The 25,857-nt window shown below is 62.5% G+C and carries 25 protein-coding genes; 15 read left to right on the forward strand and 10 right to left on the reverse strand.

Annotated elements, in window-relative coordinates; translation table 11 throughout:
* A partial coding sequence (locus tag E5W87_RS01585) for a LysR family transcriptional regulator (protein WP_292393329.1) occupies positions 1-334 on the reverse strand: 334 nt, incomplete at its 3' end.
* Between the two features lie 103 nt (positions 335-437).
* Here E5W87_RS01585 and E5W87_RS01590 point away from each other — a divergent pair.
* From E5W87_RS01590 to E5W87_RS01610, 5 genes are all read left to right on the forward strand, one after another.
* Positions 438-1,226, forward strand: a complete 789-nt coding sequence (locus tag E5W87_RS01590) for a 2OG-Fe(II) oxygenase (RefSeq protein ID WP_292393331.1) — start codon at positions 438-440, stop codon at positions 1,224-1,226.
* Between the two features lie 96 nt (positions 1,227-1,322).
* Complete coding sequence (locus E5W87_RS01595; protein ID WP_292393333.1) at positions 1,323-2,051, forward strand: GntR family transcriptional regulator; 729 nt, start codon at positions 1,323-1,325, stop codon at positions 2,049-2,051.
* Between the two features lie 49 nt (positions 2,052-2,100).
* Entirely contained in the window at positions 2,101-3,207 is a 1,107-nt protein-coding gene (locus E5W87_RS01600) for a mandelate racemase/muconate lactonizing enzyme family protein (RefSeq protein ID WP_292393335.1), read from the forward strand.
* Between the two features lie 349 nt (positions 3,208-3,556).
* Positions 3,557-4,879 (forward strand): homoserine dehydrogenase, encoded by a 1,323-nt coding sequence (locus E5W87_RS01605; RefSeq protein WP_292393337.1) that lies wholly within the window; start codon positions 3,557-3,559, stop codon positions 4,877-4,879.
* 20 nt (positions 4,880-4,899) lie between these two features.
* Positions 4,900-6,396 carry an FGGY family carbohydrate kinase gene (locus E5W87_RS01610; RefSeq protein WP_292393339.1) on the forward strand — a complete coding sequence of 499 codons (1,497 nt, stop codon included), beginning with the start codon at positions 4,900-4,902 and terminating at the stop codon, positions 6,394-6,396.
* On the opposite strand, the gene E5W87_RS01615 is transcribed toward E5W87_RS01610, so the two are convergent.
* A complete protein-coding gene (locus E5W87_RS01615) occupies positions 6,393-7,355 on the reverse strand; it encodes a sugar-binding transcriptional regulator (RefSeq protein WP_292393341.1) in 963 nt (320 codons plus the stop codon). The two genes, E5W87_RS01610 and E5W87_RS01615, sit on opposite strands and share 4 nt — an antisense overlap.
* A 433-nt stretch (positions 7,356-7,788) precedes the next feature.
* On the opposite strand from E5W87_RS01615, the gene E5W87_RS01620 reads away from it, so the two are divergent.
* The 9 genes from E5W87_RS01620 to E5W87_RS01660 all read left to right on the forward strand — a co-directional run bounded on the left by E5W87_RS01620 (position 7,789) and on the right by E5W87_RS01660 (position 18,822).
* Positions 7,789-8,799: an ABC transporter permease gene (locus E5W87_RS01620; RefSeq protein WP_292393343.1), complete on the forward strand. Its 1,011-nt coding sequence runs from the start codon at positions 7,789-7,791 to the stop codon at positions 8,797-8,799.
* 134 nt (positions 8,800-8,933) lie between these two features.
* Positions 8,934-9,872, forward strand: coding sequence for a sugar ABC transporter substrate-binding protein (locus E5W87_RS01625; RefSeq protein ID WP_292393345.1), 939 nt, complete (start codon positions 8,934-8,936; stop codon positions 9,870-9,872).
* Positions 9,873-9,889: 17 nt separating this feature from the next.
* Complete coding sequence (locus tag E5W87_RS01630) at positions 9,890-11,398, forward strand: sugar ABC transporter ATP-binding protein (protein ID WP_292393347.1); 1,509 nt, start codon at positions 9,890-9,892, stop codon at positions 11,396-11,398.
* Between the two features lie 138 nt (positions 11,399-11,536).
* Entirely contained in the window at positions 11,537-12,301 is a 765-nt protein-coding gene (locus E5W87_RS01635) for an SDR family oxidoreductase (RefSeq protein WP_292393348.1), read from the forward strand.
* An 8-nt stretch (positions 12,302-12,309) separates the two neighbouring features.
* A complete protein-coding gene (locus E5W87_RS01640) occupies positions 12,310-13,095 on the forward strand; it encodes an SDR family oxidoreductase (protein ID WP_292393350.1) in 786 nt (261 codons plus the stop codon).
* Between the two features lie 445 nt (positions 13,096-13,540).
* Positions 13,541-14,515 (forward strand): ABC transporter substrate-binding protein, encoded by a 975-nt coding sequence (locus tag E5W87_RS01645; protein ID WP_292393352.1) that lies wholly within the window; start codon positions 13,541-13,543, stop codon positions 14,513-14,515.
* 76 nt (positions 14,516-14,591) lie between these two features.
* On the forward strand, positions 14,592-15,677 hold the full coding sequence (locus E5W87_RS01650; RefSeq protein ID WP_292393353.1) for a glycine betaine/L-proline ABC transporter ATP-binding protein: 1,086 nt from the start codon (positions 14,592-14,594) through the stop codon (positions 15,675-15,677).
* On the forward strand, positions 15,674-17,656 hold the full coding sequence (locus E5W87_RS01655; RefSeq protein WP_292393355.1) for a proline/glycine betaine ABC transporter permease: 1,983 nt from the start codon (positions 15,674-15,676) through the stop codon (positions 17,654-17,656). The genes E5W87_RS01650 and E5W87_RS01655 overlap by 4 nt, the downstream gene beginning before the upstream one ends.
* Positions 17,657-17,799: 143 nt before the next feature.
* Positions 17,800-18,822, forward strand: coding sequence for a serine hydrolase (locus E5W87_RS01660; protein ID WP_292393357.1), 1,023 nt, complete (start codon positions 17,800-17,802; stop codon positions 18,820-18,822).
* A 12-nt stretch (positions 18,823-18,834) separates the two neighbouring features.
* Here E5W87_RS01660 and E5W87_RS01665 read toward each other — a convergent pair whose 3' ends face one another.
* Positions 18,835-18,972, reverse strand: a complete 138-nt coding sequence (locus tag E5W87_RS01665) for a hypothetical protein (protein WP_292393359.1) — start codon at positions 18,970-18,972, stop codon at positions 18,835-18,837.
* 67 nt (positions 18,973-19,039) lie between these two features.
* Here E5W87_RS01665 and E5W87_RS01670 point away from each other — a divergent pair, with 67 nt between their 5' ends.
* Positions 19,040-20,050 (forward strand): cytochrome c, encoded by a 1,011-nt coding sequence (locus tag E5W87_RS01670; protein WP_292393361.1) that lies wholly within the window; start codon positions 19,040-19,042, stop codon positions 20,048-20,050.
* A 1-nt stretch (position 20,051) separates the two neighbouring features.
* Here E5W87_RS01670 and E5W87_RS01675 read toward each other — a convergent pair whose 3' ends face one another.
* From E5W87_RS01675 to E5W87_RS01705, 7 genes are read right to left on the reverse strand one after another with little or no spacing between them, the layout of a single operon-like run.
* Positions 20,052-20,465 carry a cytochrome C gene (locus tag E5W87_RS01675; RefSeq protein WP_292393362.1) on the reverse strand — a complete coding sequence of 138 codons (414 nt, stop codon included), beginning with the start codon at positions 20,463-20,465 and terminating at the stop codon, positions 20,052-20,054.
* Positions 20,440-21,333 carry a cytochrome c oxidase assembly protein gene (locus E5W87_RS01680; RefSeq protein WP_292393364.1) on the reverse strand — a complete coding sequence of 298 codons (894 nt, stop codon included), beginning with the start codon at positions 21,331-21,333 and terminating at the stop codon, positions 20,440-20,442. Before E5W87_RS01680 ends, E5W87_RS01675 begins: the two co-directional genes overlap by 26 nt.
* A complete protein-coding gene (locus E5W87_RS01685; RefSeq protein ID WP_292393366.1) occupies positions 21,321-21,596 on the reverse strand; it encodes a hypothetical protein in 276 nt (91 codons plus the stop codon). Before E5W87_RS01685 ends, E5W87_RS01680 begins: the two co-directional genes overlap by 13 nt.
* A gap of 29 nt (positions 21,597-21,625) precedes the next feature.
* Positions 21,626-22,228: a cytochrome c oxidase subunit 3 gene (locus E5W87_RS01690; protein ID WP_292393368.1), complete on the reverse strand. Its 603-nt coding sequence runs from the start codon at positions 22,226-22,228 to the stop codon at positions 21,626-21,628.
* Positions 22,225-24,135: a cytochrome c oxidase subunit I gene (ctaD, locus tag E5W87_RS01695; RefSeq protein WP_292393483.1), complete on the reverse strand. Its 1,911-nt coding sequence runs from the start codon at positions 24,133-24,135 to the stop codon at positions 22,225-22,227. The genes E5W87_RS01690 and ctaD overlap by 4 nt, the downstream gene beginning before the upstream one ends.
* Positions 24,135-25,127: a cytochrome c oxidase subunit II gene (gene coxB / locus E5W87_RS01700; protein ID WP_292393370.1), complete on the reverse strand. Its 993-nt coding sequence runs from the start codon at positions 25,125-25,127 to the stop codon at positions 24,135-24,137. Before coxB ends, ctaD begins: the two co-directional genes overlap by 1 nt.
* Entirely contained in the window at positions 25,124-25,759 is a 636-nt protein-coding gene (locus E5W87_RS01705; RefSeq protein WP_292393485.1) for a cytochrome c, read from the reverse strand. The genes coxB and E5W87_RS01705 overlap by 4 nt, the downstream gene beginning before the upstream one ends.
* Positions 25,760-25,857: the final 98 nt, after the last annotated feature.

Consider the following 25,857-nt stretch of genomic DNA (forward strand, 5'->3'; position numbering starts at 1 on the left):
GCCTGGGCGCCAGCCACAATTCGGCCAGCGAAAACGGCACGCTGACGACGAGACGCGTCCTCAGCCCGCCCTCCAGCATGCGCCGCCCGATCGCGGCAATGTCACCCAAGGCGCGCGCCGTCTGCGGATAGATCGCATGGCCTGCGTCGGTCAGCGTGATGCGGTTGCCGCTGCGCACGAACAACTGCTTGCCGAACCAGTTTTCCAGATTGCGGATCTGCTGGCTGACCGCCGCCGAGGATACGCCGAGTTCGGTAGCGGCCAAAGTGAAGCTGCCAGTCCGCGCGGCGACCTCGAAGGCTTTGATCGCATTCAGCGGAGGGAGCCGTTCCATGCCAGCCTTCCATAAGTTTTTCCTGCGGAAGACTAATAATTTTCGCCGTTGAGAGAAAGATTTTTTTGCCGTCTTCTGTGTCCGAACCTTGGAGCATAAGACGATGGAAAACATTCTCGATCTGGACCGGTACCCGCTCGACCGTGAAGGCAGCGCTGAGCGGAAGCGCCTCGTGGAGATTTCGATTGCGGCGCTGGAAGCCGACGGCATGTTCAATCTCGAGGGTTTTTTGCGGCCCGGCGTGGCCGAACGGGCGGTGCAGGAAATCCAGCCCGTCATGGCGACGCGGTCGCACGTGCACAGGCGCATGCACAACATCTACTTCAAGCCCGATCTCCCGGAACTCGCTCCCGACCATCCCGCGCTGCGCAAGGTCGAGACCATCAGCCATACGGTCTGCGCCGACCAGATACCTGATAGCCTCGTGCTCGCCATCTACGAATACGAGCCGCTGCTGCGCTTCCTGGCCGCAGCGATGGGAAAGCCGCGGCTGCATGTCATGCAGGACCCGCTGGCGCGCACCAATGTGATGGCCTATCGCGCCGGCGAGGCGCTGAACTGGCATTTCGACCGCTCGGAATTCACCACGACCCTGTTGTTGCAGGCAGCGCAGCGCGGCGGCGATCTTGAATACCGCACCGATCTCCTTTCGGACGACAATCCCAATTACGACGGCGTTGCCAGGCTGCTCGAAGGGCGCGACCCCGAGGCGAAGATCCTGCGCATGAAGCCGGGCACGCTGAACGTCTTCCGCGGCAAGAACACCGCGCATCGCGTCACCACGGTCGAAGGCGAACGCGAGCGCGTGATCGCGGTGTTTTCGTACTACGAGAAATCAGGCGTGATGTTCAGCGACGAGGAGCGGGTCGGCTTTTACGGCCGGACTGTGTGAGAACGAAGTCGCCGACATTCTGCCCGGAATCCGGAAATAATCACTTGTTAGATTGTCGACAATCTGCTTGATTTTGGTTCCTTGTGGAGTGGCCGAATGGGGAAGCTGGATTTTGCTCCGATCGCGGATACGACAAGGCGCGCCGAGATCGTGGTGTTGCTCAGGCGCGCGATCCTGACCGGCCAGCTGGAACCGGGGCAAAAACTCAACGAGCTCAGGATTGCCGAGCAGATGCGGGTGAGCCGCGCGCCGCTGCGCGAAGCAATGCGCGAACTGGTGCAGGAAGGCATCCTGACCAGCATTCCCTACGCCGGAACCTTCGTCATCGATGTGACCGCCAAGGACATCGACGACGCCTATTCGCTCAACAAGGTGCTGGATGAGTTCGCCATCGAACTGACCTGGCGGCTTCGCGACCGGCGCTTCTTCGACGAGCTTGACCGGCGCCACGACGCGGTGAAGCAGGCGACGCGCGATCTCGACACCACCCGCCAGATCGAAATGGCGCTGCAATTGCACGGGCTGATCCATGAATGGGCCGACAATTCGGTGTTGCTGGAGACCTGGCAGCGCCTAGCCAGCCGGCTGCAGATGTATTTTGCCCTCCACCAGCGGGCGCGCAAAGAGCCGGTGCCCGCCGAAGACATCCACGAGACCTATGTGCGGCTGCTGAAGGGCTCCGACATGCGCGCCGCCCAGCGCCACGCCAGGGAGCATATCGGTCTCGATTTCGAGGAGCTGCTTGCTTATGCGCGCAGCCTCGAATCCAAGGGCGCGAGGGCCGATCGCCCAGGCTTGCCGCGCGAGCGGCCGGGAGAGGCGTGAAGCCGCAGCATCGCCACCAGCAACGAATCTCTGACAACGGACAAAGAAATTGCAGATCAAAACCATCAAGGCCTACCATGTCGTGCAGCCCTTCGTGGACGGGCCCTACCGCATGTCCAAGGGGCGTGTCGCCGATGCGTTCGACGCGGTGATCGTCGCCATCACCTCCGACAGCGGGCTCACCGGCTGGGGCGAGATGGCGCCGCTCGGCAATTTCTACTCGCCGGCCTTCGCGGCCGGCACGCGCGCCGGCGTCATGGAAATCGCGCCGCATCTGCTCGGCCACGATCCCCGGGCCTTGGCCAGTCTCGGCAGGCTGATGGATACTGTGTTCAAGGGCCATCCCTACATCAAGTCGGCGCTGGACATGGCATGCTCAGATCTTGCCGCACGCGCCGCCGACGTGCCGCTGGTGACGCTGCTCGGTGGACGCGAGAGCGAAACGGCGGAACTCTACAAGGTCGTCACCCATGGCACGGTCGACACGATGGCGGCGTTGGCCAAGCGCATCGTCAAGAACGGATTTCACCGGCTGCAGGTCAAGGTCGGCGGCAACGTCCATGACGACATCGAGCGCGTCACCGCGGTCGCCGCTTCGGTGCCGAAGGGCACAGTGATCTTCTGCGACGCCAATGCCGGCTGGACGCCTTATCAGGCGCGCCAGTTCGCTGATGCGACACGCGCCATCGACTACACGTTCGAACAGCCCTGCACCACGATCGACGAATGCATGTCGGTGCGCCGCTCGCTCGACAAGCCGATGGTGCTGGATGAGTCCGTCGCCTCGCTGGACGACATGCTCGACATCCATCGCAAGGGCGCGGCCGACGGGCTGACGCTGAAAATCTCGCGGCTGGGCGGCGTGACCAAGACTCGCCAGATCCGCGACCTTGCCGTCGATCTAGGCTTCATGATCACCGTCGAGGACACTGGCGGCGCCGAGATCGACACATCAGCCATGGCGCATCTATCGCTGTCGACGCCGGAGGAGCGCCGGCTGCACGCCATCGCCTTCCACGAATGGGTGACGGTGCGCACCGCATCGAACATGCCGCCGGTCTCGGGCAGCCGCATGGGTATTCCGGATGGGCCGGGTCTCGGCATCGATGTCGTTCCCGACCTGCTCGGCGCGCCGTTCTTCGCGGTCGGCAGCTGAGAAACTGGCATGCGCCGGGCATGCGGCCTCGGCCATCGCCGTCGGCATCCTAAAGATCACCGCCCTTCTCCGATCCCTAACGCGTGTCGCGTTGAAACGGATTCAATCGACGCGCTTTGAGCCTTTGTTTTTATGCATGCCGTTATCCCACACCGCTGCGCACCTTTTTGGGCGACAGGCACTAGCCGGCTGCGCAGTCAAGCCGCATGCCGAGGCCGCACAAATCGAAATCACGCAATTTGGAAAGAAGGCTACCGAATTGCAGGTTGAAATATTTTTCATTTGGAAATAGGAATGTTCAAAATGATGATCTCGACGCTCCGGCGCGTCAGGAACTGGAGGAAGCGATATGGCCCATCCGCAATTTGCAGCGGAACTTTTGCAACGCGCTGAAAAGCAGGGGCCGATCACCATCGGGCTTGCCGGCGCCGGGCAGATGGGCACCGACATCGTCGTCCAGGTTGCGCTGATGCCGGGCATGCGGATCGGCGCCATTTCCGAGGTCAGGCCGCAGGCGGCGATCGACGCAGCACTTCTCGCCGGCCACGACCGCTCCGATATCGTCCAGGCAGGCAATGCGGCGGCGATCGACCGTGCCATCGAGGCCGGCAAGATCGCGGTGACCGAAAACCTGCACGCGCTGGCAGCGGCCGGCCGCATCGACGTCATCATCGACGCGACAGGAAATCCCAACATCGGCACGCTGTTCGCGCTCGAAGTGATGAAGAACGGCAAGCACATCGTCATGCTGAATGTCGAGGCCGACATCACGATCGGCCGCTTCCTCAAGGACGAGGCGCGCAAGGCCGGCGTCGTCTATACGGGTGCCGCCGGCGACGAGCCGGCCTGCACGCTGGAGATCATCGGCTTTGCCAAAAGCCTCGGCTTCAACATCATCGCCGCCGGCAAGGGCAAGAACAACCCGCTGAAGATCGACGCCATGCCTGCCGACTACGAGAAGGAGGCGGCCGAGCGCAACATGAATGCGCGCATGCTGGTCGAGTTCGTCGACGGCTCGAAGACGGCCATCGAGATGGTAGCGATCGCCAATGCCACCGGCCTGGTGCCCGACGTGCCGGGCATGCATGGTCCGACAGCAACGCTTGAGGAGCTCGCCAGCGTGCTTTGTCCGCGCGAGGATGGCGGCGTGCTGCATCGCAAGGGCGTCGTCGACTATTCGATCGGCAAGGGCGTGGCGCCCGGCGTATTCTGCATCATCGAGACCCGGCATCCGCGGGTGCTGGAGCGCATGGTCGACCTCAAGGTCGGCAAGGGCCCCTATTTCACGATCTTCCGTCCCTACCATCTGACCAGCCTCGAAGTGCCGCTGTCGGCGGCGCGTGCGGTGGTCTACAAGCGCGCCGACATGGAGCCGCTCGACCATCCGGTGGCCGAGGCGGTGGCGGTTGCCAAGAGCGACCTTGGCCTCGGCCAGTCGCTCGGCATGATCGGCGAGAACGACTATCGCGGCTTCGCCATGGCCTGGGAGGACGCGCGCGCCCGCGGCGCCCTGCCGCTCGGCCTCGCCGAACGCGCCAAGGTGGTCAAGCCGGTCAAGACCGGCGACTTCCTCACCTATGAAAATTGTGTACCCGACGATTCGATGGTGATAACCCAGATTCGCCGTCGTCTCGACCAATCGGACGGGCGGTTCGTTACAAACGCAGCCTGACTCCACCGGATCACCGCCTGATGGACGATGTCGTAATCGGGATCGACGCCTCGACGACGGCCGTGAAGGCGATCGCCTTCACGCGCGATGGCGAGGAGCTGTTCCAGGCGCGCGAAGCCTATCCGCTCGCCAATCCCAAGCCCGGCCATTTCGAGCAGGACGCCGAACACTGGTGGACCGCACTGCTCGGTGCATTGAAGCAGGTCGCTGAGGCGGTTGGCGCTTCGCGAGTGGCGGCGATCTCCATCGCTCACCAGCGCGAGACCTTCACGCTGATCGATCATGCCGGCAAGCCGCTCATTCCGGCGATCCTGTGGCTGGATGAGCGCGCCCGCCCGCAAGTTATCAGGCTGTCGGCCGAACTCGGCCGCGAGGCGATCCGCGACTGGAGCGGCAAGCCACCGGATCCGACGCCCGCGCTCTATGCCATCGCCTGGCTTGCCGAACACCAGCAGCAAGCGCTCGACGACGCAGCCGCACTCGTCGACGTGCATGGCTTCTTCGTCCACCGGCTGACCGGACGACTGGTCACCAGCACGGCAAGTGCGGATCCGCTCGGGCTTCTCGACGTCAAGAACGGCACGTGGCACCCTGAGCTCGTTGCGGCAGCGGGGCTGCGGCCGGATCAGTTGCCGGAACTGGTCGCGCCCGGCGCGATCTGCGGCGGACTCAATGAAAGCGTGGCCAGGCTGACCGGGCTGAAGGCTGGCACGCCTGTTGTCGCCGGCGCCGGCGACGGTCAGGCGATGGGCCTCGGCATGGGCGTCTATGGCGAAGGCAAAAGCTATCTTTCGCTCGGCTCGGGCGTCGTCAGCGGCTGCTATTCCCATGAGATCACGACGTCGGACGCGTTTCGAACGCTGGTCTCGCCGACCGGCTCGGGCTTCATGCTGGAGACCGTGCTGCGCTCGGGCATGCAGCTTGTCGACTGGATCGTTCGCACGACCGGTTCGCCATCTGCCGCCGCACTTGAAAAAGCGGCGGTTGACGTTACCGCCGGCAGCGAGGGCCTGCTTGTCATGCCGTACTGGGCCGGCGTCATGAGCCCCTATTGGGACGGTGCGGCGCGCGGCGTCATTGTCGGCCTGTCACTCGACCATGAGCCGAAGCACCTTTTTCGCGCGGTTCTGGAAGGCATCGCCTTCGAGCAGGCCATCGCCAGCGAGGCAATGGAAACTCAAGCCGGCGGCAAACCGGCGGCGATGATTGCCGCCGGCGGCGGCACCAACTGCGCCCTGCTGATGGAGATCATGGCGAGCGTGCTCGAGCGGCCGCTCTCCGTCTCACCGGTCAACGAGGCCGCTGCACTCGGCGCCGCCATGCTGGCGGCCTCGGCAGTAGGATGGTTTGCCTCACCCCAGATTGCGGCCGAAGCGATGTCCACGCCACCGACCAGGCATGTAGCCCCGGTCGGAGGCCTGGTCTCCGGTTACCGCGCGCGCAAGGCGATCTACCGCGACCTCTATCAGGCGACGCGCGACATCCATGTGCGGCTTGAGACGTTAAGCAAGGCCTAGCGGTTGAGCAGGCCCTTGGCCGCATCCTCGTCGGTGATCAGAACCGAGACCTTGGTGTCGGCGAGCGCCGCCCGCATGATGGCAATCTTTTCCTGCCCTCCCGAAACCAGGATGATGGCCGGGATGTCCGGCAGATCCTGCAGCGGATAGGCGCAGACCCGGCGATTGACCTCATGGTCGACGAGCCGGCCCTCGGCGTCGATGAAATGACATAAAATATCGCCAACCGCGCCAGCCGCCTGCAGCTCCTCGAGTTCGCTGGGCTTGATGAAGCCGTAATTGGCGATCGGGCTGTCGTTGGAAAACGATCCGACGCTGAGCACGGCGATGTTTGCCCGGCGCGCACGGAAGACGACGTCCTGAACGCTGCGCTGGCTCATGAAGGCGTCGCGCTGCTCCGGCCTGTCGGCATAGACCGGCACCGGCAGCAAAAAGCACTCGGCGCCGATCTTTTCGGCGAATTCCCAGGCGCTTTCGGTCGGGTTGAGCGGCTGGGCGTGCGTGAGGCCGCCCAGCATGGAGACCACCGTCGTCCTGGCGATCGGCCGCCGCGGCAATTCATTGATGGCGAATTTCAGCGTCCGCCCCCAGCCGAGCGCGATGACATCGCCGGGATTCACATTGTCGGCCAGATAGGCGCCCGCGGCATGGCCGATCATCAGCGGCGCATTGCTCCGGTCGGCGGCCGACGGCACCACAACGGCCTGGCTGAGCCCGAAACGCTGCTTCAGAGCCTCTTCCAGCACCATGCATTCGACGACGCTGTCGCGGATGCGGAACTGGACGACGCCCTCCTCACGTGCGGCGGAGAGGATGCGATGCACCTTGATGCGGCCGATGCCGAGGATCTCCGAAATCCTCTCCTGCGTCAGACCCTCGACATAATAGTGCCACGCGGCACGGGCCTTCAGCTCGACATCCGGGAAGCGCGAGGCCTTGTCATTCTCTATCATCGCCATCTTTTTGCCCTCCCGCGGTCGTCCGGATCCTTAAATGCCATTCAGATGGCGTGTCCGACCAAGTGACCCGAAATCGTTCTGCGTGCCCAGGATTCAAGATTTAAGATATCGACAGGATAACGTCCACAACGCGAGATGAAAGCCAAATGGTCAACATTTACTTTGTCTTGGCCGTCCTGCCCTGCTCAAGCAGCTGGAATGAATTCGCGGGGATGAGACCGGACCTGAAACGCGGCATTTCGTGCTCTTCCGTAAGGCAATCCGCCTGGCGGCGCAAACCAGGGCGGAATGATGCCGCGGGCCTTGACAATTTTCCGACGAACAGTTTAGCTGAACAAAATTGCATACCAAAGATAAATTGTTCACAGGGAGGTGCCTGGTGAACAACGGCGAGCCGGCGATGCATCGCCGAACTGCTGGTGGAGGAGACAAAATGGCTGTGAGCAACGGTGCAAGCGAGTTGAAAGCCGGCCCAGGTGCGCAGGCCGCGGCGGGCGCGAAGCTTTCTGCCCTGTTCGCCGGGACCATGGGACCGCTGATCGGGCTGGTGCTGCTGTGCCTTGCCCTGTCGCTGACCACAGACACATTCCTGACCGTCCGCAACATCCTCAACGTGCTCGACCAGGTCACCGTGCTCGGCATCATGGCGATCGGCATGACGCTGGTCATCCTGATCGGCGGCATCGACCTGTCCGTTGGCTCGGTACTGGCGCTTGCCGCCATGGTGATGGGCTTCGTCGCCCATCCCGATTACCTCAATCTCGGCATGCCCGCCGGCATCGTCACGGCACTCGTCGTTGCTGGACTTTGCGGGCTGGTTTCAGGCCTGCTCGTGACCGTCACCAAGCTGCCGCCCTTCATCGCCACGCTCGCCATGATGTCGGTGGCGCGTGGTCTCGCCAACATGATCACCGACGGCTCGCAGATCATCGGCTTTCCCGACTGGTTCACCAGCCTGTCGATCATTCGCCATTTCGGCTTCCTGTCGGTCACCGTCGGGCTGATGATCGTGCTGGCCATCATCTTTGCGATCTTCCTGAATTACCGCGCAACCGGCCGCAGCCTCTATGCCATCGGCGGCAGCGCCGAGGTCGCCAGGCTGTCCGGCATACCGGTCAACTCGCTGACCAACTGGGTCTACGCGGTCTGCGGCGTGCTGGCCGGGCTCGCCGGCATCGTGCTTGCGGCACGGCTCGATTCCGTCCAGCCGAGCTCCGGTTTCGGCTACGAGCTGGACACGATCGCGGCGGTGGTGATCGGCGGCGCCAGCCTGTCGGGCGGCGTCGGCTCGATCGGAGGCACCGCCATCGGCGTGCTCATCATCGGCGTGCTGCGCAATGGGCTGAACCTGCTCGGCGTGTCGCCCTTCATCCAGCAGGTGGTGATCGGCGTCGTGATCGCGCTGGCGGTGGCCACGGACACGTGGCGACGCAGAGCGCAATGAAGAGCGGGGCGCAATGACGAATTCGCTCGGGTGTCCGGGCGAAAACGGATCGGTTGATCCGAACTGGGAGTTGTTCGGCCAAGGGCGCCGTGATGCGCCGGCGGGACAGATTTGAACATCAACGGAGGAAACACATGCTGACCAAACGTTCATTGCTGCTTGCTGCCGCAGCCGTCATTCCGCTGCTCGGTCTATCCGATATGGCCTCGGCCCAGGAAGCCAAGAAGCTTGGCCTTGCCGTCGCCAATCTGCAGGCCGACTTCTTCAACCAGATCAAGCAGTCCGTCGAAGCCTACGGCAAGGAAAAGGGCATCGAAATCGTCACCGTCGACGCCAAGGGCGATTCGGCGACCCAGGTCAGCCAGGTGCAGGACCTGATCACACAGAACATCGATGCGCTGATCTACATCCCGGCCGGCGCCACCGCTGCCACTGTGCCGACCAAGACGGCCAAGGCTGCCGGCATCCCGGTCATCAATGTCGACCGCAACGCCGACGGCGCGCCCGGCGACACCTTCATCGCCACCAACAGCGTGGCATCGGCCAAGGCCGTATGCGACTACATCGCGAAGCAGGCCGGCGGCAAGGGCGAGCTGATCATCATCCATGGCCAGAAAGGCACGACGCCCGAGGTCGACCGTTCGAAGGGCTGCGGCGAAGCGCTGAGCACCTATCCCGACATCAAGGTGGTCGGCGAGCTGTGGAGCGAAGGCTGGCATCAGGACGAAGGCTTCAAGCTGACGCAGGACCTGCTGCAGTCGCATCCCGACGTGTCGATCGTCATCGGCCAGGCCGACGCGCTGGCGCTCGGTGCGGCCCAGGCGGTCAAGGTCGCCAATCCCGGCCACAAGGTCTGGGTTGCCGGCTTCGACGGTGACGTGGCGGCGCTCAAGGCACTGAAAGGCGGCGTCTTCGACGTGACAGCGACACAGCAGACGCAAGGCATGGGCCGGCTTGCCGTCGATGCGGCGGTCAAGCTGGTGGCCGGAGAAACCGTTCCCGCAGAACAGCTGCAGGACGCGACACTGACCACCAAGGACAATGTCGATCAGTTCATCGCCAAGCATCCCTGACAATCGGTAACGGAACGATGTCCTTGGATCCAAGCCATACGCAGACCCCCCATCTGGGGCTCTCCGTCAGCGGCCTCTGCAAGAGCTACGGACCGGTCCAGGTTCTGGCCGATGCGAGCTTCGAGGTGCGGCCGGGAGAGGTCGTGGCGCTGCTTGGAGAAAATGGCGCGGGCAAGTCCACCGTTTCGAACATCATCGCCGGCTCGACCAAATCCGATGCCGGCAGCATCACATGGCGGGCGAAACCATATTCCCCCGCCTCTCCCGCCGCGGCCATCGATGCCGGCGTCGGCATGATCCACCAGGAACTGAAGCTGCTGCCGGACCTGTCGGTGGCCGAGAACGTCTATGTCGGGCGCCTGTTGATGCGCGGCGGCCGCATCGACCGTGCAGCCATGAATGCGCAGGCATCGGCCCAACTGAAGCGCCTCGGCCTCGAGGTCTCGCCGGAGCGCAAGGTGCGCACGCTGCGCATTGCCGCCCAGCAGCAGGTCGAGATCGCAAAAGCACTGACGCTGAATGCCGAGCTTCTGATCTTCGACGAACCAACGGCAGCGCTTGGCAGCGAGGAAACGGAGCTGCTGTTCAAGCAGATTCGCAAGCTCAAGGCGGAAGGCATGTCCTTCATCTATATCAGCCACCGGCTGGACGAGATCGCTGAGATCGCCGACCGCGTGGTGGTGATGCGCGACGGGCGCATCGTCGCCCGGCACGAGCGCGCCGACATTCCGGTGCGCACGGTGGTCGAGCAGATGGTCGGCCGCAGCGTCGAACGGATGTTCCCGCCGCTCTCGGAACCGGGCAGCAAGATGTTGCTCGAAGTCGAGAACCTGTCCTCGCCGGAACGCAGTTTTCAGAATGTCAGCTTTTCGGTGCGGGCCGGCGAAATCCTCGGCATCGCCGGGCTGATCGGCGCCGGCCGCACAGAACTGGTGCGGGCGATTGCCGGCGCCGATCCGATTTCATCGGGGTCGGTGCGCGTCGCCGGCAAACCGGTGCATCTCAATGGCCCAGCGGCTGCGATCAAGGCCGGCGTCGTGCTGGTGCCGGAAGACCGCAAGGCACAAGGCGTGGTGCTCGACCAGACCATCGGCGAAAATCTGGCGATCGGCAATTTCGACCATGTCGCGCCGAACGGCTGGGTGTTCCCGAAAGCAGTGCAGAAATTCGCCGAGGCCGGCATCTCCAGGCTCGGCGTCAAGGGCCGGCCAAACCAGGCGATCAGCAAGCTTTCCGGCGGCAATCAGCAGAAGGTGATCATCGCCAAATGGATTTCACGGCCGCCCAAGGTGTTCATCCTGGACGAGCCGACACGCGGCATTGATGTCGGCGCCCGCGCAGCGATCTACGATGTCATCGCCGACCTCGCCCGCTCCGGCATGGCGGTGGTGGTGGTGAGCTCCGACCTCGAGGAAGTGCTCGGACTGTCGCATCGCGTGCTGGTGCTGAGCCGCGGCCGCCAACGCGGAATTCTCGACCGCAGCGAAGCAAGCAACGTCGCCGTCATGGAACTTGCCACAAGCTAGGACGCAACCAGCGATCGGGGATCGGAACAAAGCGCAGCAGGTGATATCCTCCCAAGCACCGGACCGCGCGGGGCGCCAGCCAAGACTGGCGCCCCTTCCTTCCTAGGCAGCACCGGCGGCTCAATAGGGAACATTTCGATGAAACTATTCGATCTTCATGGGGACGTTGCACTCGTCACCGGCGCCGGCAGCGGCATCGGGCAAGCAATCGCCATCGGCCTGGCCGAAGCCGGCGCCGACATCGCCTGTTTCGGCCATGCCTCGAAGGGCGGGCTGGACGAGACCGCGCACAGGATCTCGGCGCTCGGCCGCAAGGCACTGGTGCTGACCGGCACGGTGACTTCAGAGGCCGATCTGGCAGTGGCGATCGAGCGCACGGAGAAAGAACTCGGCGCGCTGAGCATCGCCGTCAACAATGCCGGCGTTGCCTCGGCCGAGCCGGCCGAGACGCTGTCGCTGGAGAAATGGCAAAAGCTCTACGATGTCAATGTCAGCGGGGTGTTCCTGTCCTGCCAGGCCGAAGCGCGCGCAATGCTGACGCGGCGCAAGGGATCGATCATTAACATCGCCTCGATGTCAGGTTCGATCGTCAACCGCGGCCTGACCCAGGCGCATTACAATTCGTCGAAGGCTGCCGTCATCCACCTGTCGAAGAGCCTCGCCATGGAATGGGCCGATCGCGGCCTGCGCGTCAACGTCGTCAGCCCCGGCTATACGCTGACGCCGATGAACAAGCGCCCGGAGGTCGCCGACCAGGTCCTGATCTTCGAGCGCGATACGCCGATGGGGCGCATGGCGGCGCCGGAAGAGATGGTCGGCCCGACCGTGTTCCTGGCCAGCCGCGCCTCGAGTTTCGTCACCGGCATCGACCTGATCGTCGATGGCGGCTTCGTCTGCTGGTAGGAGAGAAAATGCAGAAGCGATTCCAGGGTAAAACGGCGGTCATCACGGGAGCCAGCGGCGGCATCGGTGCGGCGATGGCCAGACGCTTCGCGGCGGAGGGTGCTGCCGTCGTCGTCAGCGCCATCGACCTGCGCGTCGACGAGGTCGCCGCCGGCCTGAAGGCGGAAGGCGCCAAGGTCGCATCGCTGCGCATGGACGTGACGAAAAAGGACGAGGTCGCCGCCCTCTATGATCTGGCCGAACAGCAGTTCGGCCGTATCGACATCTCCGTGCAGAATGCCGGCGTCATCACCATCGCCAGAATCGAGGCGATGACCGAGGCAGAATGGGACAAGGTGATGGCGGTCAACACCAAGGGCGTGTTCCTGTGCTGCCAGGAGGCGATCGCGCGCATCCGCAAGCATGGCGACGGCGGCCGGTTGATCAACACCGCCTCCGGCCAGGCGCGGCAGGGTTTTATCTACACGCCGCATTATGCGGCGTCTAAATTCGGCGTCGTCGGCATCACCCAGAGTCTTGCCAAGGAAGTGGCGAAGGAGAAGATCACCGTCAACGCGATCTGTCCCGGCATCATCGACACCGACATGTGGGCCTACAACGACGCGGCATGGGGCAAGCTGATGGGCGACTACAAGCCCGGCGAGTTGATGGCCGAATGGGTGAAGAACATCCCGATGGGCCGCGCCGGCAGCGGCGAGGATGTTTCCGGCCTGGTCAGCTTTCTGGCCAGCAACGATGCCGCCTACATCACCGGCCAGACCATCAATGTCGATGGCGGCTTGATCATGTCGTGAGGATCGGACGGCTGCGCCCGTTCGAATTTCACGATGTTCTTGTTTGAGCATCGGATTATCCGAAAACCGCTTCACACTTTTCGATCCGATGCTCTGGTCGCATTATTCGTTGCGCGACATGAACGTTGGTATATATAATTTCATCCCATGAAAATGGCTTCGGTGATTGCCGACAGCCGACATCATGGGACCTTGATGGCTCGCAAGTTTGAGGGCGCCGAAAGACCGGCGATCGATCGGCGGATCACTGCTTCGGCAGCACGGCAGCCATGACGCGACCCGTCCCGCACGACATCTTCATCAAATTGGGCATCATTCCGTCTGCGCCGGCAGCAATGTGGTGCCTACGGCCTTGCGCAACGACCAGCTTTTCCAACACAATCAAAAAAGACCAGAAAAAGGGAACGAACGATAACTTCCACTAGAGCTTGACAGGAGAACAAGCATGTCACTGCGGAGTATGATTTCGAGACTATCAATGGGAGCCTTAACACTTGCCGCGGCAAGTGCACTCACGCCTTCGGCCCAGGCTGCGGCGCCAGAATCCAACGACCCTATCAAGATCGCGCTGTTCGACTGGACCAGCGTCAACCTGAACGCAAAGATCCTCGGCGGCATTCTTGAAAAGCTCGGCTACACGGTCGAATACCCGACGGCCGACTATCTCTCCAGCCTGACCACCGGCCTCACCAATGGCGATCTCGACGTCGCCCTTGAGTTCTGGGACACGACGGCCGGCGAAGCCATGAAGGCATCGGATGCGACCGGGCAGACCGAACGCCTCGGCAAGCTTGGGCCCAAGGCCAAGGAAGAATGGTGGTATCCCGAATACATGAAGGAGAAATGCCCGGGCCTGCCGAACTGGGAGGCGCTGAAGGACCCGAAATGCGCCGAGGCATTCTCGACCGCGGAAACAGCGCCGAAAGGCCGCTATCTCGGTGGCCCCGTGACATGGGAGGGTTTTGACGACGAGCGTGCCGCGGCGCTGAAGCTGCCCTTCACCGTCATCCATGCCGGTACCGATGCGGCGATGTTCGCCGAATTGGAATCGGCCTATCAGCGCAAGGCGCCGATCATGCTGTGGGTGTATTCGCCACATTGGGCGCCAGCCAAATACAAGGGCGAATGGGTCGAATTCCCCGACTATACGGCGGAGTGCTACAACGATCCGAAATGGGGCACGAACCCGGACGCCAAATATGACTGCGGCAAGCCGCATGGCGAGATCTGGAAATATTCCTGGGCCGGCATGAAGGACAAATGGCCGGTCGCCTATAAGGTCGCGAAAAACTACACGGTCGACACCGACGAGCTCAACAAGATGAGCGGCGAGATCGATCTCGAAGGCAAGACGCCGGAAGACGTCGCCGCTGCCTGGATCGCCGCCCACGAAGCCGACTGGAAAGCCTGGGCCGAGTGATCGTTCCAACTGGAAAACTGCGAGACCCGGTCATTCATGACCGGGTCTCTATCCCATATTCCAGAAGGACGACTGCATGGCCGATACGACTGAACAGGTGCCGCACGCGGCAGGCATGCCAAACGATGCCCGCCCGATAAAACTTGCCTGCCGCAACGTCTGGAAGCTGTTCGGCGCGAACGCGGCCAATTTCATCCGCCAACGCAACGGCAAGGCCAGCATGGCGGACGTCGCTGCGGCCGGGCTGGTCGGCGCCGTGCGCGCCGTCGACCTCGAAATCCGCCAAGGCGAGATTTTCATCATCATGGGCCTGTCCGGCTCCGGCAAATCGACGCTGGTGCGCTGCATGTCGCGGCTGGTCGAGCCAACGCATGGCAAGGTCGAGTTCGAGGGCAAGGATCTGCTGAAGATCTCCGATGGCGCGCTAATCGAGCTGCGGCGTCACCGCATGGGGATGGTGTTCCAGAATTTTGCCCTGCTGCCGCATCTGAACGTGCTGGAGAACATCGCCTTTCCCCTGGGCATCCAGGGGCAGGACCGGCCGACGCGCGAGAAGCGCGCGCGGGAAGTGATCGAGCTTGTCGGCCTGCGCGGCCGCGAGCATTTCTATCCGCGTGAGCTTTCCGGCGGCCAGCAGCAGCGGGTCGGCATCGCCCGCAGCCTCGCCACCAAGCCGGAAATCTGGTTTCTCGACGAGCCGTTCTCGGCGCTCGATCCGCTGATCCGCCGCGAGATGCAGGACGAGCTGATGCGGCTGCAGACCATGCTGCACAAGACCATCGTTTTCATCACCCATGATTTCGACGAGGCCATCCGGCTGGCCGACCGCATCGCTATCATGAAGGACGGCGAGGTCATCCAGATCGGCACGCCGGAGGAGCTGGTGGTCAATCCGGCAACCGACTATGTCGCCGAATTCACCCGGGACGTCGACCGCGCCAAGGTGATCTCGGCACGAAGCCTGATGCGCGCCTGCGACGGCACCGAGCATGGCGGCGCGGTTGCGCCGGATGCCAAGATATCAAGTTTTTCGGCAAGCATCGTCTCCGCCGGCAAGCCGTTCGCGGTGGTCAACGGCACGGGCAAGCCGATCGGCGAGGTCACGCCGCAAGCGGTGATCGATCTTCTGGCCGGCATCGAACGTCCCGGGGCCGGCGCATGACGGTGACGGCAAGCACCAGCGAGGCGAGATCGCGGCCGGTTCAGCTCTGGCTGGTGGTCTGGGCCTGCGCCCTTGCCGTCGTGCTTGCCGTGTTCCTGCTGCAGGACAGGCTGCCCTGGGCCGTCAACTATCCGGCCGGCGCAATCGTTCCCGTCGCCGACTGGGTCAGCGCCCTGATGAGCCTGATAAAGTCGAACTTCTCCTGGCTAACGCGGTCGATCACCGCGGTGCTCAGCGTACCGCTCGATTTCGCGCTCAACCTGCTTGCCAAGAATTTCAAGATCGGCCGTGGCGCGGATATGGTCGTCTTGCCGCGCCTGTCCTGGGTCGGCGTGTGCATCGGTGCATTCCTGGCCGGACGCGCCGCCGGTGGCTGGAAGCTCGGCGCGCTGGTCGGCGGCTGTTTCCTCTACATCGCGCTGTTCGGCCAGTGGACCAGCGCCATGCTGACGCTCGGGCTAATCTCCATCGCCGTGCCGTTCTGCATCGTCACCGGATTGTTCGTCGGCATCTGGGCGTGGCGCAAGCCATGGGCGGAGAGGCTGTTGATCTCCCCTGCCCTTGATCTGATGCAGACCATCCCGACGTTCGCCTATCTGATCCCGATGCTTCTGCTGTTCGGCAACAGCCCGGTTTCGGCGATGATCGCGACTGCCATTTTCGCGACGCCGCCAATGGTGCGCGCGACGATGCTGGGACTGTCGCGGGTGCCGTCCGAAATCGACGATTTCAGCGAGATGGCCGGCTGCACCGCGCGCCAGAAACTGTGGCGCGTGCTTTTACCCTCGGCGCGGCCGACGCTGATGGTCGGCGTCAACCAGGTCATCATGCTGGCGCTCAATATGGTGATTATCGCCTCGATGATCGGCGCCGGCGGCCTTGGCTACGACGTGCTGCTGGCGCTCAGGGCGCTGAAGGTCGGCGAGGCGATGGAAGCCGGCCTTGCCATCGTGGCGCTGGCAATCGCGCTCGACCGGCTGAGCCAGGCGATCGCGCGCAATCACGCGCAAGGCCATGTCTATCAAGAGGTGAGCCCGAGCTTCTGGCGCCGCTACCCCAATCTGACGCTGGCTATCGCCATCCTTGCAGCCACGACGCTGCTTGGCCTGTTCGTGCCGGCCTTCGCCGCGGTGCCGAAGGCGATCACCTTCACCACCGCACCCCTGTGGAAGACAGCGGTGAGCTGGATCACGATCAACTTCTTCGACACGATCGAAGCGTTCCGCGTGGCGCTCATCCTCAATGTGCTGAACCCGGTGCGTGCCTTCTGTGAGGGTTTTCCGTGGTTGGGCGCGGTGTTCCTGCTTGGCCTTGCCGGCTACCAGCTTGGCGGCCTGCGCCTGGCCGCCCTGGTCGCAGCACTGACCGTCTTCTGCGCGGTGACCGGCCTCTGGGAAAAAACCATGGCGACGGTCTATCTCTGCGGCATCTCGGCCTTTATCGCTTGCCTGATCGGCATCCCGATCGGGCTGATGGCATCGCGCAGCGACCGTGTCGAGAAGATCGTCACCCCGGTCATCGACACTTTGCAGGTGCTGCCGTCGTTCTGCTTTATCATTCCGGTGGTGATGCTGTTTCGCGTCGGCGACGTGACGGCGATGATCGCCACCGTCGCCTTCGCCGTGGTGCCGGCCATCCGCTACACCAATCACGGCCTCAGGCAGGTGCCGCCGGCACTGATCGAGGCGGCAAAGGTGTCGGGCTGCACCAAGCGCCAGACGTTCCTGCGCGTGCAACTGCCGCTGGCGTTGCCGGAGATCATGTTGGGCGTCAACCAGACGATCCTGATGGCGCTGGCGATGATCATCATCTGCGCCATGGTCGGCACACGCGATCTCGGCCAGGAGGTGTTCATTGCGCTGTCCAAGGCCGATTCCGGCCGCGGCATCGTCGCTGGCCTCGCCATCGCCTTCATCGGCATCGTCGCCGACCGGCTGTTCAACGCCTGGACGGCGAAGGCACGGGCCAGGCTTGGGTAGCCGGAAAATAGAGGATCGCGCGTCCCCGAAACGTCAGCCTCGCGCCCGGATCTAAGCCAAGCGGCCAGCGATATCCGAGCGACGAGACGTCTTACCAGCCTCGTCACCTTCGTCTTGCCCGAAATGCATCCCAATCTGGCTTCATGCTGAAGCTCCCCATCGTGATTCTAGCCTTTCTCCTCATCCTTTCCGTCGCTGCTCACGGTGCGGACGGCCTGGCGGAACGGCTTGAAAAGCTCTTTGATGAGGCCGAGCGCCTGACGCCGCTGCGCACGGTCGCCATAGCGCATCAGGGCGCGGTGGTCGCGGAGCGTGGCTATCGCGGCCACTCTCCGGCACGTCCGGCCAACATAAAATCCGCTTCCAAGTCGATCATCTCCGCACTCGTCGGCATCGCCATCGACAAGGGCGTGCTCCAAGGCACTGACCAGAAGATCGCTCCGCTTTTTCGGGCCGACCTGCCCGCCGACGTGGATCCTCGGCTCCAGCAGGTTACGATCGGTCATCTGCTTTCCATGCAGGCGGGGCTGGGTCGGACCTCCGGCCCAAACTACGGGCGCTGGGTGGCAAGCGACAACTGGGTGCGGGCAGCGCTCGCCATGCCCTTCGACGACGAACCGGGCGGTACCATGCTCTATTCCACCGGCTCAACCCATCTCCTTTCGGCGATCCTGACGCGCCGGACCGGCCGCTCAACGCTGGAACTGGCGCGCGAATGGCTGGGGCCGCAGGAGGGCTTTTCAATCGCCGCCTGGGACAGGGACCCACAGGGCATATATCTCGGCGGCAACCAGATGGCCATGAGCCCGCGCTCGCTGCTCGCCTTTGGCGAGCTCTACCGCAGCGGCGGGATGAGCCGCAGTGGACGGCAGCTCGTGCCGGCCGATTGGATCAAGCTCTCCTGGCAGCCACGCACAGCCTCCCGTTTCACCAGTGAAGGTTATGGCTATGGTTGGTACATCCGTCAGATCGCAGACGAGGCGGTCCTCTACGGGTGGGGGTATGGCGGGCAGATGGTCTATGTTGTGCCCGGGCGCGCGCTGACCGTGGTCATGACTTCCGATGAAGATGGCCCCGCCGGCCGCAGCGGCCACCGCGACGATCTCCATGCCCTGCTCGAGCGGATCGTTGAGGCGACGAAAGACGTGCGCGAGGCTCGCAGCTGAAGGGCTTGGCGTCTACCAGACGATCCTGATTGCGCTGGCGATGATCATCATCTGCGCCATGGTCGGCACGCGCAATCTCGGCCAGGAGGTGTTCATCGGCCCCACCAAAAGCGGCAACGTCCCAAAATCGGGAACTTGTGTTCCGGGCATTGGTTTCTAGTCATGCCGCTGAGGTGGCAGAATTTCGAAGACGGTGAGCTCCAGCTGCCCAAGCGCGATGAACTCGATGATAATAAAAGACGGCTACGATCTCGCTCATGACGAAGCACATCGAAACGCCTTATCTGAACATCGCATACTGGTGAGCGGCGGCCGAGCGAGCAATCAACGCTGGTTATGGGTGCTCGCCGTCATCATCGCGGGGTTGTTTTCTGCGTTTTGGTTCATCACGGCGGCGACCCCTCGGTTCGCGCCTGACGATAGGGCATTGCTGGGAGGCGATGCGGCTCGCGGGCGACTCGTCTTCGCTGCGGCCGGCTGCGGTTCTTGCCATGCGAAGCCAGGCCAATCCGATCCGCTCAATCTCGGTGGAGGCCTAGCTCTGGCATCCCCTTTCGGAACGTTCCGCGTTCCCAATATCTCACCGGACCCCATCGATGGAATCGGATCATGGTCGGCCGCCGATCTGGCAAATGCGTTGATCTCCGGCGTTTCGCCGGCCGGTGAACACTATTATCCCGCTTTCCCTTATCCCAATTACACAGGCATGCGCATCGAAGACGTTGGGGATCTCTATGCTTATCTGCAAACGCTGCCGGCCGTTTCTGGACGCCCGCCGCCCCACGGCCTCCCTCTGCTGTTTCGTATCCGCCGCCTTCTTGGCCTCTGGAAACTGCTGTTCTTCGATGCAGGCAGATCAGAGGCACGCATGAACGGCGATCCCCTTCATGATCGAGGCGCCTATCTCGTAGAGGTGCTTGGGCATTGTGACGACTGCCATTCGACACGCAACATCCTGGGAGCAATCAAGCCGTCAACGCGGTTCGCGGGAGGTCCCGATCCAGAGGGCACGGGATTTGCACCGAACATCACGCCGAGCCGTATTGGCCGCTGGTCCGAGACCGAGATTGCAGAAGTTCTGACGAGCGGGAGGACGCCGGAACACCGGCGCGTGGGATCGTCGATGGTCGATGTCGTCTCCAATATCACTCAACTGCCGCAAAGCGACCGCATGGCGCTCGCGCGCTACATCAAATCGCTGCCGGCACGGCCAACGCCGCATCCTTGACTCAGCGTGCATAGAGATAGGCCGCAAGATCCCTCGCTTCTGCTTCCGAAATACCGGTTGCAGGCATCGCCGACCGTGATGAAAAGCGCTGCGGGGAAACAATCCATTGGACGAGATTGTCTGGGGTGTTGTTGACGACACCGCCGACATAGACCTGCTGCCGCAGATCGACAAGCGGGCCGCCGACCTTGCCGTCGGCGCCGGGTATGCCGGGAATGAGGTGGCATCCTCCACATCCATATCTGCGAAAAATCGCGGGGGCCCGTGACGGATCACCGCCTGTCATCGCCACCGCCACCGCGTGACGCTGCTCCCGGTCTTTGATGAGGTTGGCTCCGATCCCGACCAGCAGCAGTACCAATAGGACGCTCGCCAAAACAAAACGGAAATCAGGGCGAAGGGAAACGACTGGCATCGAGATCTCCCTTGCCCGAATTTACGATCCACAGCGCAAGCATCGTCAGCGCCGCTCCGGCATAGATGATGCCGCCGGGCATCCACATTAAGATTCCCGCCAGTTGCTGATCCTCCAGCGGCGTGAGGCCCCAGTCATCGGCGGCTCGCGTCTGCACCATATAGATGGCGCGCGGTGCAAGCGCGATCAGCGCGCCGAGAACGCTGGTATGCAGCATGGTCAGGAACAGGTGGCACGAGGCAAAGCCGCGATCGCTTCGCCAGACCATTGCCCACCAGAAGAGGACCGCCGTGACGAAGAAGCTCAGATGCTGCAGCCGGTGGAGCGTTATATCGCTCACCGCTGCATCGAACAAGGCTGGCACATGCCAGATCCATATGGCGAAACCGTGCAGGAGGGTTGCTCCAGGTCCTGTGCTCAAAGCATCCCAGGCTTTTCCGACAAGAGCCGTTTTCACGGCGTTGCGAACCAGACGCCGGATCGATCTCGGCTGGCCCCAGAGCAGCACCCCAATTGGTCGCGCCAGCACAAAAAGCGGCGCCGAAACCGCCATGACGAGCTCATGCTCGACCATATGGAAGGTGAACAGGTGCTCCCCCAAATAATGTAGCGGTGATATCAACGCAGCTGCCAACATGATCCATCCGACCCAAAAAGCGCCTGCGGATCTGATCGGAAAGCGCCGATTGTTCGACCGCTGCGACAGCCTGAAAGAACCGGCTGCGTAGAGACCGCCGGCCACCGCGATCGGAACGACGATCCATGGATCAAACGTCCAGACTAATGCCGAACCATGCGCGTCCCCGTCATGCGCCGCCATCGGGCTGGCACTCATCAGAAGCAGCACGATGGTGGTCAGCGTTCGCATCCACTCAGCAGCAGTGCAGCTGCTCCCTGCAGGACAAGAGAAAAGGCGAAGGTAAGGCCGAGGAGCACATTCAGCCTGCTGATGAAGAGCTTCGTTCTAGAGGCTGTCGAAACGCCATCGTCGCGCGAGATGAGCACGCCTGTCAGCGCCAGGACGGTAGCTGCGAACGCCGCGACGGCCGTCCAGCCTGTGCTGTTGGCACAGTCCACATAGGGCAGTATTTGGCCGAGTTGGGTGTTGATCGCCCATGCGCCCGGCGCCAAAAATCCTCCATACCTCGCCGCTCCGATACTCATAGACGTGGCACCCAATAGATGCAGGCATAGAGAGGAAGCCACGCGATGACGACAAAGTTCCAATAGAGCGCATTGTCTTCGACATCACCGTATCGACGAATGTTGTCGCCGTGCCGAGAAAACATCAGGCACGCCAACACCAGCGTATCAATGAGATCCGTGATGATATGGACGGTGTGAAGGCCGAGTATGGTCCATACAATCGAGCCGTAAGCGCTCTCATCCCAGCTCACATGCTGAGCCGGAAATTCGAAAATGCGGAATGCAAGTGGCGCCATGCCGCACAGCGACATCACGATTAGGCCAATGCGAACCCTTCCCAGCTTCCTCTGCTGCGCCCAGCGGGACACGAGAACGTTCGGCACAACGCTCGCCAGGAGCAGAACTGTCAAACATGTCCCCGCAAACAGATCAGGCGGCGGCGCATCGGGCGGCCAGTGCGGCGCCAGGCTCATCAGGTAGAAATAGACGGCTATCGCCAGGCCGAAGGCGGATCCCTCGATGAGCATGAAAGTGCACGTGCCCCACCAGGCCGGGCTTGCTGTTCCCATGCCGTGCAGCGGCAGTTTCGAAACATCCAAGACAGGCCGTTCCTTCATGACTCATCCTCCGCAATACCCTTCGGCCAGAACCATCCTATCAGGGTGATCGCGATCGGGATGGAGCCCCAGACGATGGCCCAGGGCGAAAAGATCGACCAAATCAGCATGATCGAAGTGGCGATGGCCGCCCAAAATGGCCAGACGGAGTCCCGCGGCGATGACTCGCGCGCCTCTGGCAGGGCTTCGACGACGCTGCTGATCAGGAGTTCGCGACGATCGGTCCGCAGACCTGACGCCACCGGCAGTTCATCGGACCCAGACCAAAGGGGGTCGCGCGTATCGACGACTGGAATGCGACGAAAATTATAGCGAGGAGGCGGCGAATTCATTGCCCATTCAAGGGTCGATGCATTCCATGGATTTTGCCCGGCCGGCCGGCCGGTCGACCAACTGCGGGCGACGTCGATGAAGAAGACCAGAAAGCCTGAGGACAGGATGACCGCGCTGAGGCTGATGAGCAGATTAAGCCCGCCCCAGGGCATCTCCGGCTGATAGGTGTAGATGCGGCGCGGCATGCCCTGCAGCCCGAGAATGTGCATCGGAAAAAAGGTAAGGTGGAAGCCGACGAAGATCAGCCAGAATGCCCACCGCCCCAGCCGCTCGCTCATCATCCGGCCGGTCATCTTGGGAAACCAGTAGTAGATGCCGGCGATCAAAGGGAATACCGCGCCGCCGATCAGCACGTAATGGAAGTGCGCGACGACGAAATAAGTGTCGTGGACCTGAGCGTCAAACGGCACCGACGCCACCATCACTCCCGTCAGGCCACCGATCACGAATGTGATGATGAAGCCGATCACGAAGAGCAGAGGCGTCTTGAATATCGGCCGCCCCGACCAGAGCGTTGCCAGCCAGCAGAAGATCTGGACGCCCGCCGGAATCGCGATCGCCATGCTCGAAGCGGTGAAAAAGCTCTCACCAAGCCGCGGCAGGCCGACCACGAACATATGATGCACCCACAGTCCGAACGCCAACACTCCGGTCGCGATCAGCGCCATCATTACAGGTAAATAGCCGAATATCGGACGCTGCACGAACGTCGGAAGGATCGTTGAAACCATACCGACTGCCGGCAGAAAGATGATGTAGACCTCTGGGTGACCGAAGAACCAGAACAGGTGCTGCCAGAGCAGCACGTCGCCGCCTTCGGCGGGATTGTAGAATTGCGTTCCGACAAGCCGGTCCATGATAAGGGTCGAGCTCTCGAACATAATGGCCGGCATTGCCATGATGACGACGAACGCCATGACGAGCATCGACCAGACCAGCAGGGGTATCCGATCGAGCGACATGCCCGGTGCGCGCTGCTTCAAAACCGTGACGACAATTTCCACCGCGACCGCCAGCGCCGACAATTCGGTGAAGGTGATCATCTGCGCCCAGATGTCAGCGCGTTTGCCTGCGCCATATTCAGGTCCCGAGAGAGGCACGTAAGCAAACCAACCGACGTCCGGCGCCGTGTCGAGCGCAAAGGAAATCCAAAGTAGGATGCCGCCGGCCAGGAATATCCAATAGGAAAAGGCATTCAGTCTCGGGAAGGCTATATTGCGGGTGCCGACCATCAGAGGCACGAGATAAACCGCCATGGCTTCCATCACAGGCACGGCGAACAGGAACATCATGTTCGACCCGTGCACGGTGAAGATCTGGTTATAGCGACCAGCGTCAATAAAACGTGCCTCCGGCTGCGCCAGCTGGATACGCATCGCCAGCGCGAGCAAGCCGCCGAGGACAAGAAACACGAATGCGGTCGCAATGTAGCGCCGCGCGATCACCTTGTGATCGACGGTCGCGATTGCACCCCAAAAGCTGGTCCGAGCGGCCCAGGTCCGATCGAGCTCGCGGTCGAGTTCGGCATCGTCCAGATCGACGTCGGTCGCTGCCGATGCCCTCTGCTCGATCATCATTTCAGACTGTCCATGTAGGCGGAGATCTGCCGCAATTCGTCAGCCGAGAGCGGCACAATCGGCATGTTGTTGCCGGGCTTGAGCGTCTGCGGGTCGGCAATCCAGGCTGCAAGCGAGCCGCGGGTGTTCTCAAGCAGCCCGGCGGCGATGCTGTGGCGGCTTCCTATGTGGGTCAGATCCGGACCGGTGATTCCCGATGCCTCGGTCCCGCGGATCGTGTGGCAGGCCGCACATTGCCTCGCCATGAACGCGGCTTTGCCGGCGACCGTTTCCGGCTCGCGCGGCTCCAGCCCTTCTTTCCGCTGGGCTGAGGCCCATTGCCGGTAGCGCTCCTCATCTTCCGCGATGACAAAAAGAGCCATATGGCTGTGCTGAAGCCCGCAGAATTCAGCGCATTGGCCGCGATAGACGCCTGGCCGCTCCGCCCGAAGCGTCAGGATATTCTCTCGTCCCGGGATAAGATCCTGTTTTCCCGCAAGGCTCGGCACCCAAAAGGAGTGGATGACGTCGCTGCTTTCGAGCAGCACACGCACGTCTTTTCCGACAGGAATGTGGATTTCGTTGGCGGTCTGGAAAGATCGCGCTGGATCGGCGTCTTGGTAAACGAACTGCCACCACCATTGCTGGGCGCGGACACGGATCGTCACATCGGCATGCCGAGCTGGATCGAGGCCACGCGTCGTGTAGAAGCTGGCGATCGTCAATACGCTGATGATGAGCGCCGTCGCCGCGACCGCTCCGGATACCGCTATCATCATCCGTCTATCCAAGCTTCGATCATCAGCCGCTTGCCGCTCACCACGGCGCATGAGGGACCAGAGGAGCACGAGCATGACGATGATCCACACGGCGAAGCAGGTCGCCACGACGAAAATGATGAGGTTTTTGAGAAGGATCGCGGTATGCCCGTGCGCGTCGAGAGCCGACTGAACGCCGCCGCATCCGGAAAGCAATAGCAGGAGCGGGAGGGAAATCGCGGCTCTCTTCAAGGCGACGGCCCCTGCTCTGGACGGACAGGGGCGGCCCCCTGATCGAAAAGGATCGCTGCCGGGGCACGGTTCTCGGCCGGCCGGGTCCGCCGCTCGTCGTTCCGGCTTGGCGCAGTCAGCTTGGCGGAATAGGCTCCTATGGCTTTGACGTAGCCCGCGAGCTGCCAAATCTCGTCAATCGTCATCTTGTTGCGGAATGCCGGCATCCCGTGCGGGCGCCCATCACGAATGGAAGCTGCAATTGAGACCATTGAGGGCCCGTAAAGCCACCATCCGTCCAAAAACGATGGCCCCGCCCCGCCTTCTCCGTCGCCGTGGCAGGATGCGCAGCCGAACCAGGAATAGAGGCGCTTGCCCTGGTTGAGGTCGTAAGCTGTCTTCTCGTAGGGTTGGCCCAGCGCAAAATAAACTTCCGGCGGAGCTCCCGCTATGCCGTTCGGCATCATGCGCAACCCCTCAAGTGCCGCCGATACGGGGGGATCGACGCGGTATTGTCGCGGCTGCCGTAGCAGACCCACAGCGGCCGCCCCTGCGAACGCGCCGACAACGAGACCGGCCGCGGCAAGCAGCCTGAATGCTCTGCCTGAGAAAATTGCGCCTGAGAAAGTTGGGCCTGAGACAGTTGACGACATCGCGGACCTCTCACCCGGCGATTGATCGGCATGTGGCTCGACGGCCGAGACGTGCCGGCGGAAGCTTTGCAGGATGGCGTTTTTCGTTCCGATCCCCC

The organism is Mesorhizobium sp., assembly GCF_004962925.1.
In the GTDB taxonomy this organism is placed as follows: Bacteria; Pseudomonadota; Alphaproteobacteria; order Rhizobiales; family Rhizobiaceae; genus Mesorhizobium.

Excerpts from the sequence above, each read along its gene's own strand:
- E5W87_RS01590 (WP_292393331.1), top strand. The coding sequence starts at position 438 with ATGGAAAACATTCTCGATCTGGACCGGTACCCGCTCGACCGTGAAGGC.
- E5W87_RS01595 (WP_292393333.1), top strand. The coding sequence starts at position 1,323 with ATGGGGAAGCTGGATTTTGCTCCGATCGCGGATACGACAAGGCGCGCC.
- E5W87_RS01605 (WP_292393337.1), top strand. The coding sequence starts at position 3,557 with ATGGCCCATCCGCAATTTGCAGCGGAACTTTTGCAACGCGCTGAAAAG.
- E5W87_RS01610 (WP_292393339.1), top strand. The coding sequence starts at position 4,900 with ATGGACGATGTCGTAATCGGGATCGACGCCTCGACGACGGCCGTGAAG.
- E5W87_RS01615 (WP_292393341.1), bottom strand. The coding sequence starts at position 7,355 with ATGGCGATGATAGAGAATGACAAGGCCTCGCGCTTCCCGGATGTCGAG.
- E5W87_RS01620 (WP_292393343.1), top strand. The coding sequence starts at position 7,789 with ATGGCTGTGAGCAACGGTGCAAGCGAGTTGAAAGCCGGCCCAGGTGCG.
- E5W87_RS01625 (WP_292393345.1), top strand. The coding sequence starts at position 8,934 with ATGCTGACCAAACGTTCATTGCTGCTTGCTGCCGCAGCCGTCATTCCG.
- E5W87_RS01630 (WP_292393347.1), top strand. The coding sequence starts at position 9,890 with ATGTCCTTGGATCCAAGCCATACGCAGACCCCCCATCTGGGGCTCTCC.
- E5W87_RS01635 (WP_292393348.1), top strand. The coding sequence starts at position 11,537 with ATGAAACTATTCGATCTTCATGGGGACGTTGCACTCGTCACCGGCGCC.
- E5W87_RS01640 (WP_292393350.1), top strand. The coding sequence starts at position 12,310 with ATGCAGAAGCGATTCCAGGGTAAAACGGCGGTCATCACGGGAGCCAGC.
- E5W87_RS01645 (WP_292393352.1), top strand. The coding sequence starts at position 13,541 with ATGTCACTGCGGAGTATGATTTCGAGACTATCAATGGGAGCCTTAACA.
- E5W87_RS01650 (WP_292393353.1), top strand. The coding sequence starts at position 14,592 with ATGGCCGATACGACTGAACAGGTGCCGCACGCGGCAGGCATGCCAAAC.
- E5W87_RS01655 (WP_292393355.1), top strand. The coding sequence starts at position 15,674 with ATGACGGTGACGGCAAGCACCAGCGAGGCGAGATCGCGGCCGGTTCAG.
- E5W87_RS01660 (WP_292393357.1), top strand. The coding sequence starts at position 17,800 with ATGCTGAAGCTCCCCATCGTGATTCTAGCCTTTCTCCTCATCCTTTCC.
- E5W87_RS01665 (WP_292393359.1), bottom strand. The coding sequence starts at position 18,972 with ATGCCCGGAACACAAGTTCCCGATTTTGGGACGTTGCCGCTTTTGGTG.
- E5W87_RS01670 (WP_292393361.1), top strand. The coding sequence starts at position 19,040 with ATGAACTCGATGATAATAAAAGACGGCTACGATCTCGCTCATGACGAA.
- E5W87_RS01675 (WP_292393362.1), bottom strand. The coding sequence starts at position 20,465 with ATGCCAGTCGTTTCCCTTCGCCCTGATTTCCGTTTTGTTTTGGCGAGC.
- E5W87_RS01680 (WP_292393364.1), bottom strand. The coding sequence starts at position 21,333 with ATGCGAACGCTGACCACCATCGTGCTGCTTCTGATGAGTGCCAGCCCG.
- E5W87_RS01690 (WP_292393368.1), bottom strand. The coding sequence starts at position 22,228 with ATGAAGGAACGGCCTGTCTTGGATGTTTCGAAACTGCCGCTGCACGGC.
- ctaD (WP_292393483.1), bottom strand. The coding sequence starts at position 24,135 with ATGATCGAGCAGAGGGCATCGGCAGCGACCGACGTCGATCTGGACGAT.
- E5W87_RS01705 (WP_292393485.1), bottom strand. The coding sequence starts at position 25,759 with ATGTCGTCAACTGTCTCAGGCCCAACTTTCTCAGGCGCAATTTTCTCA.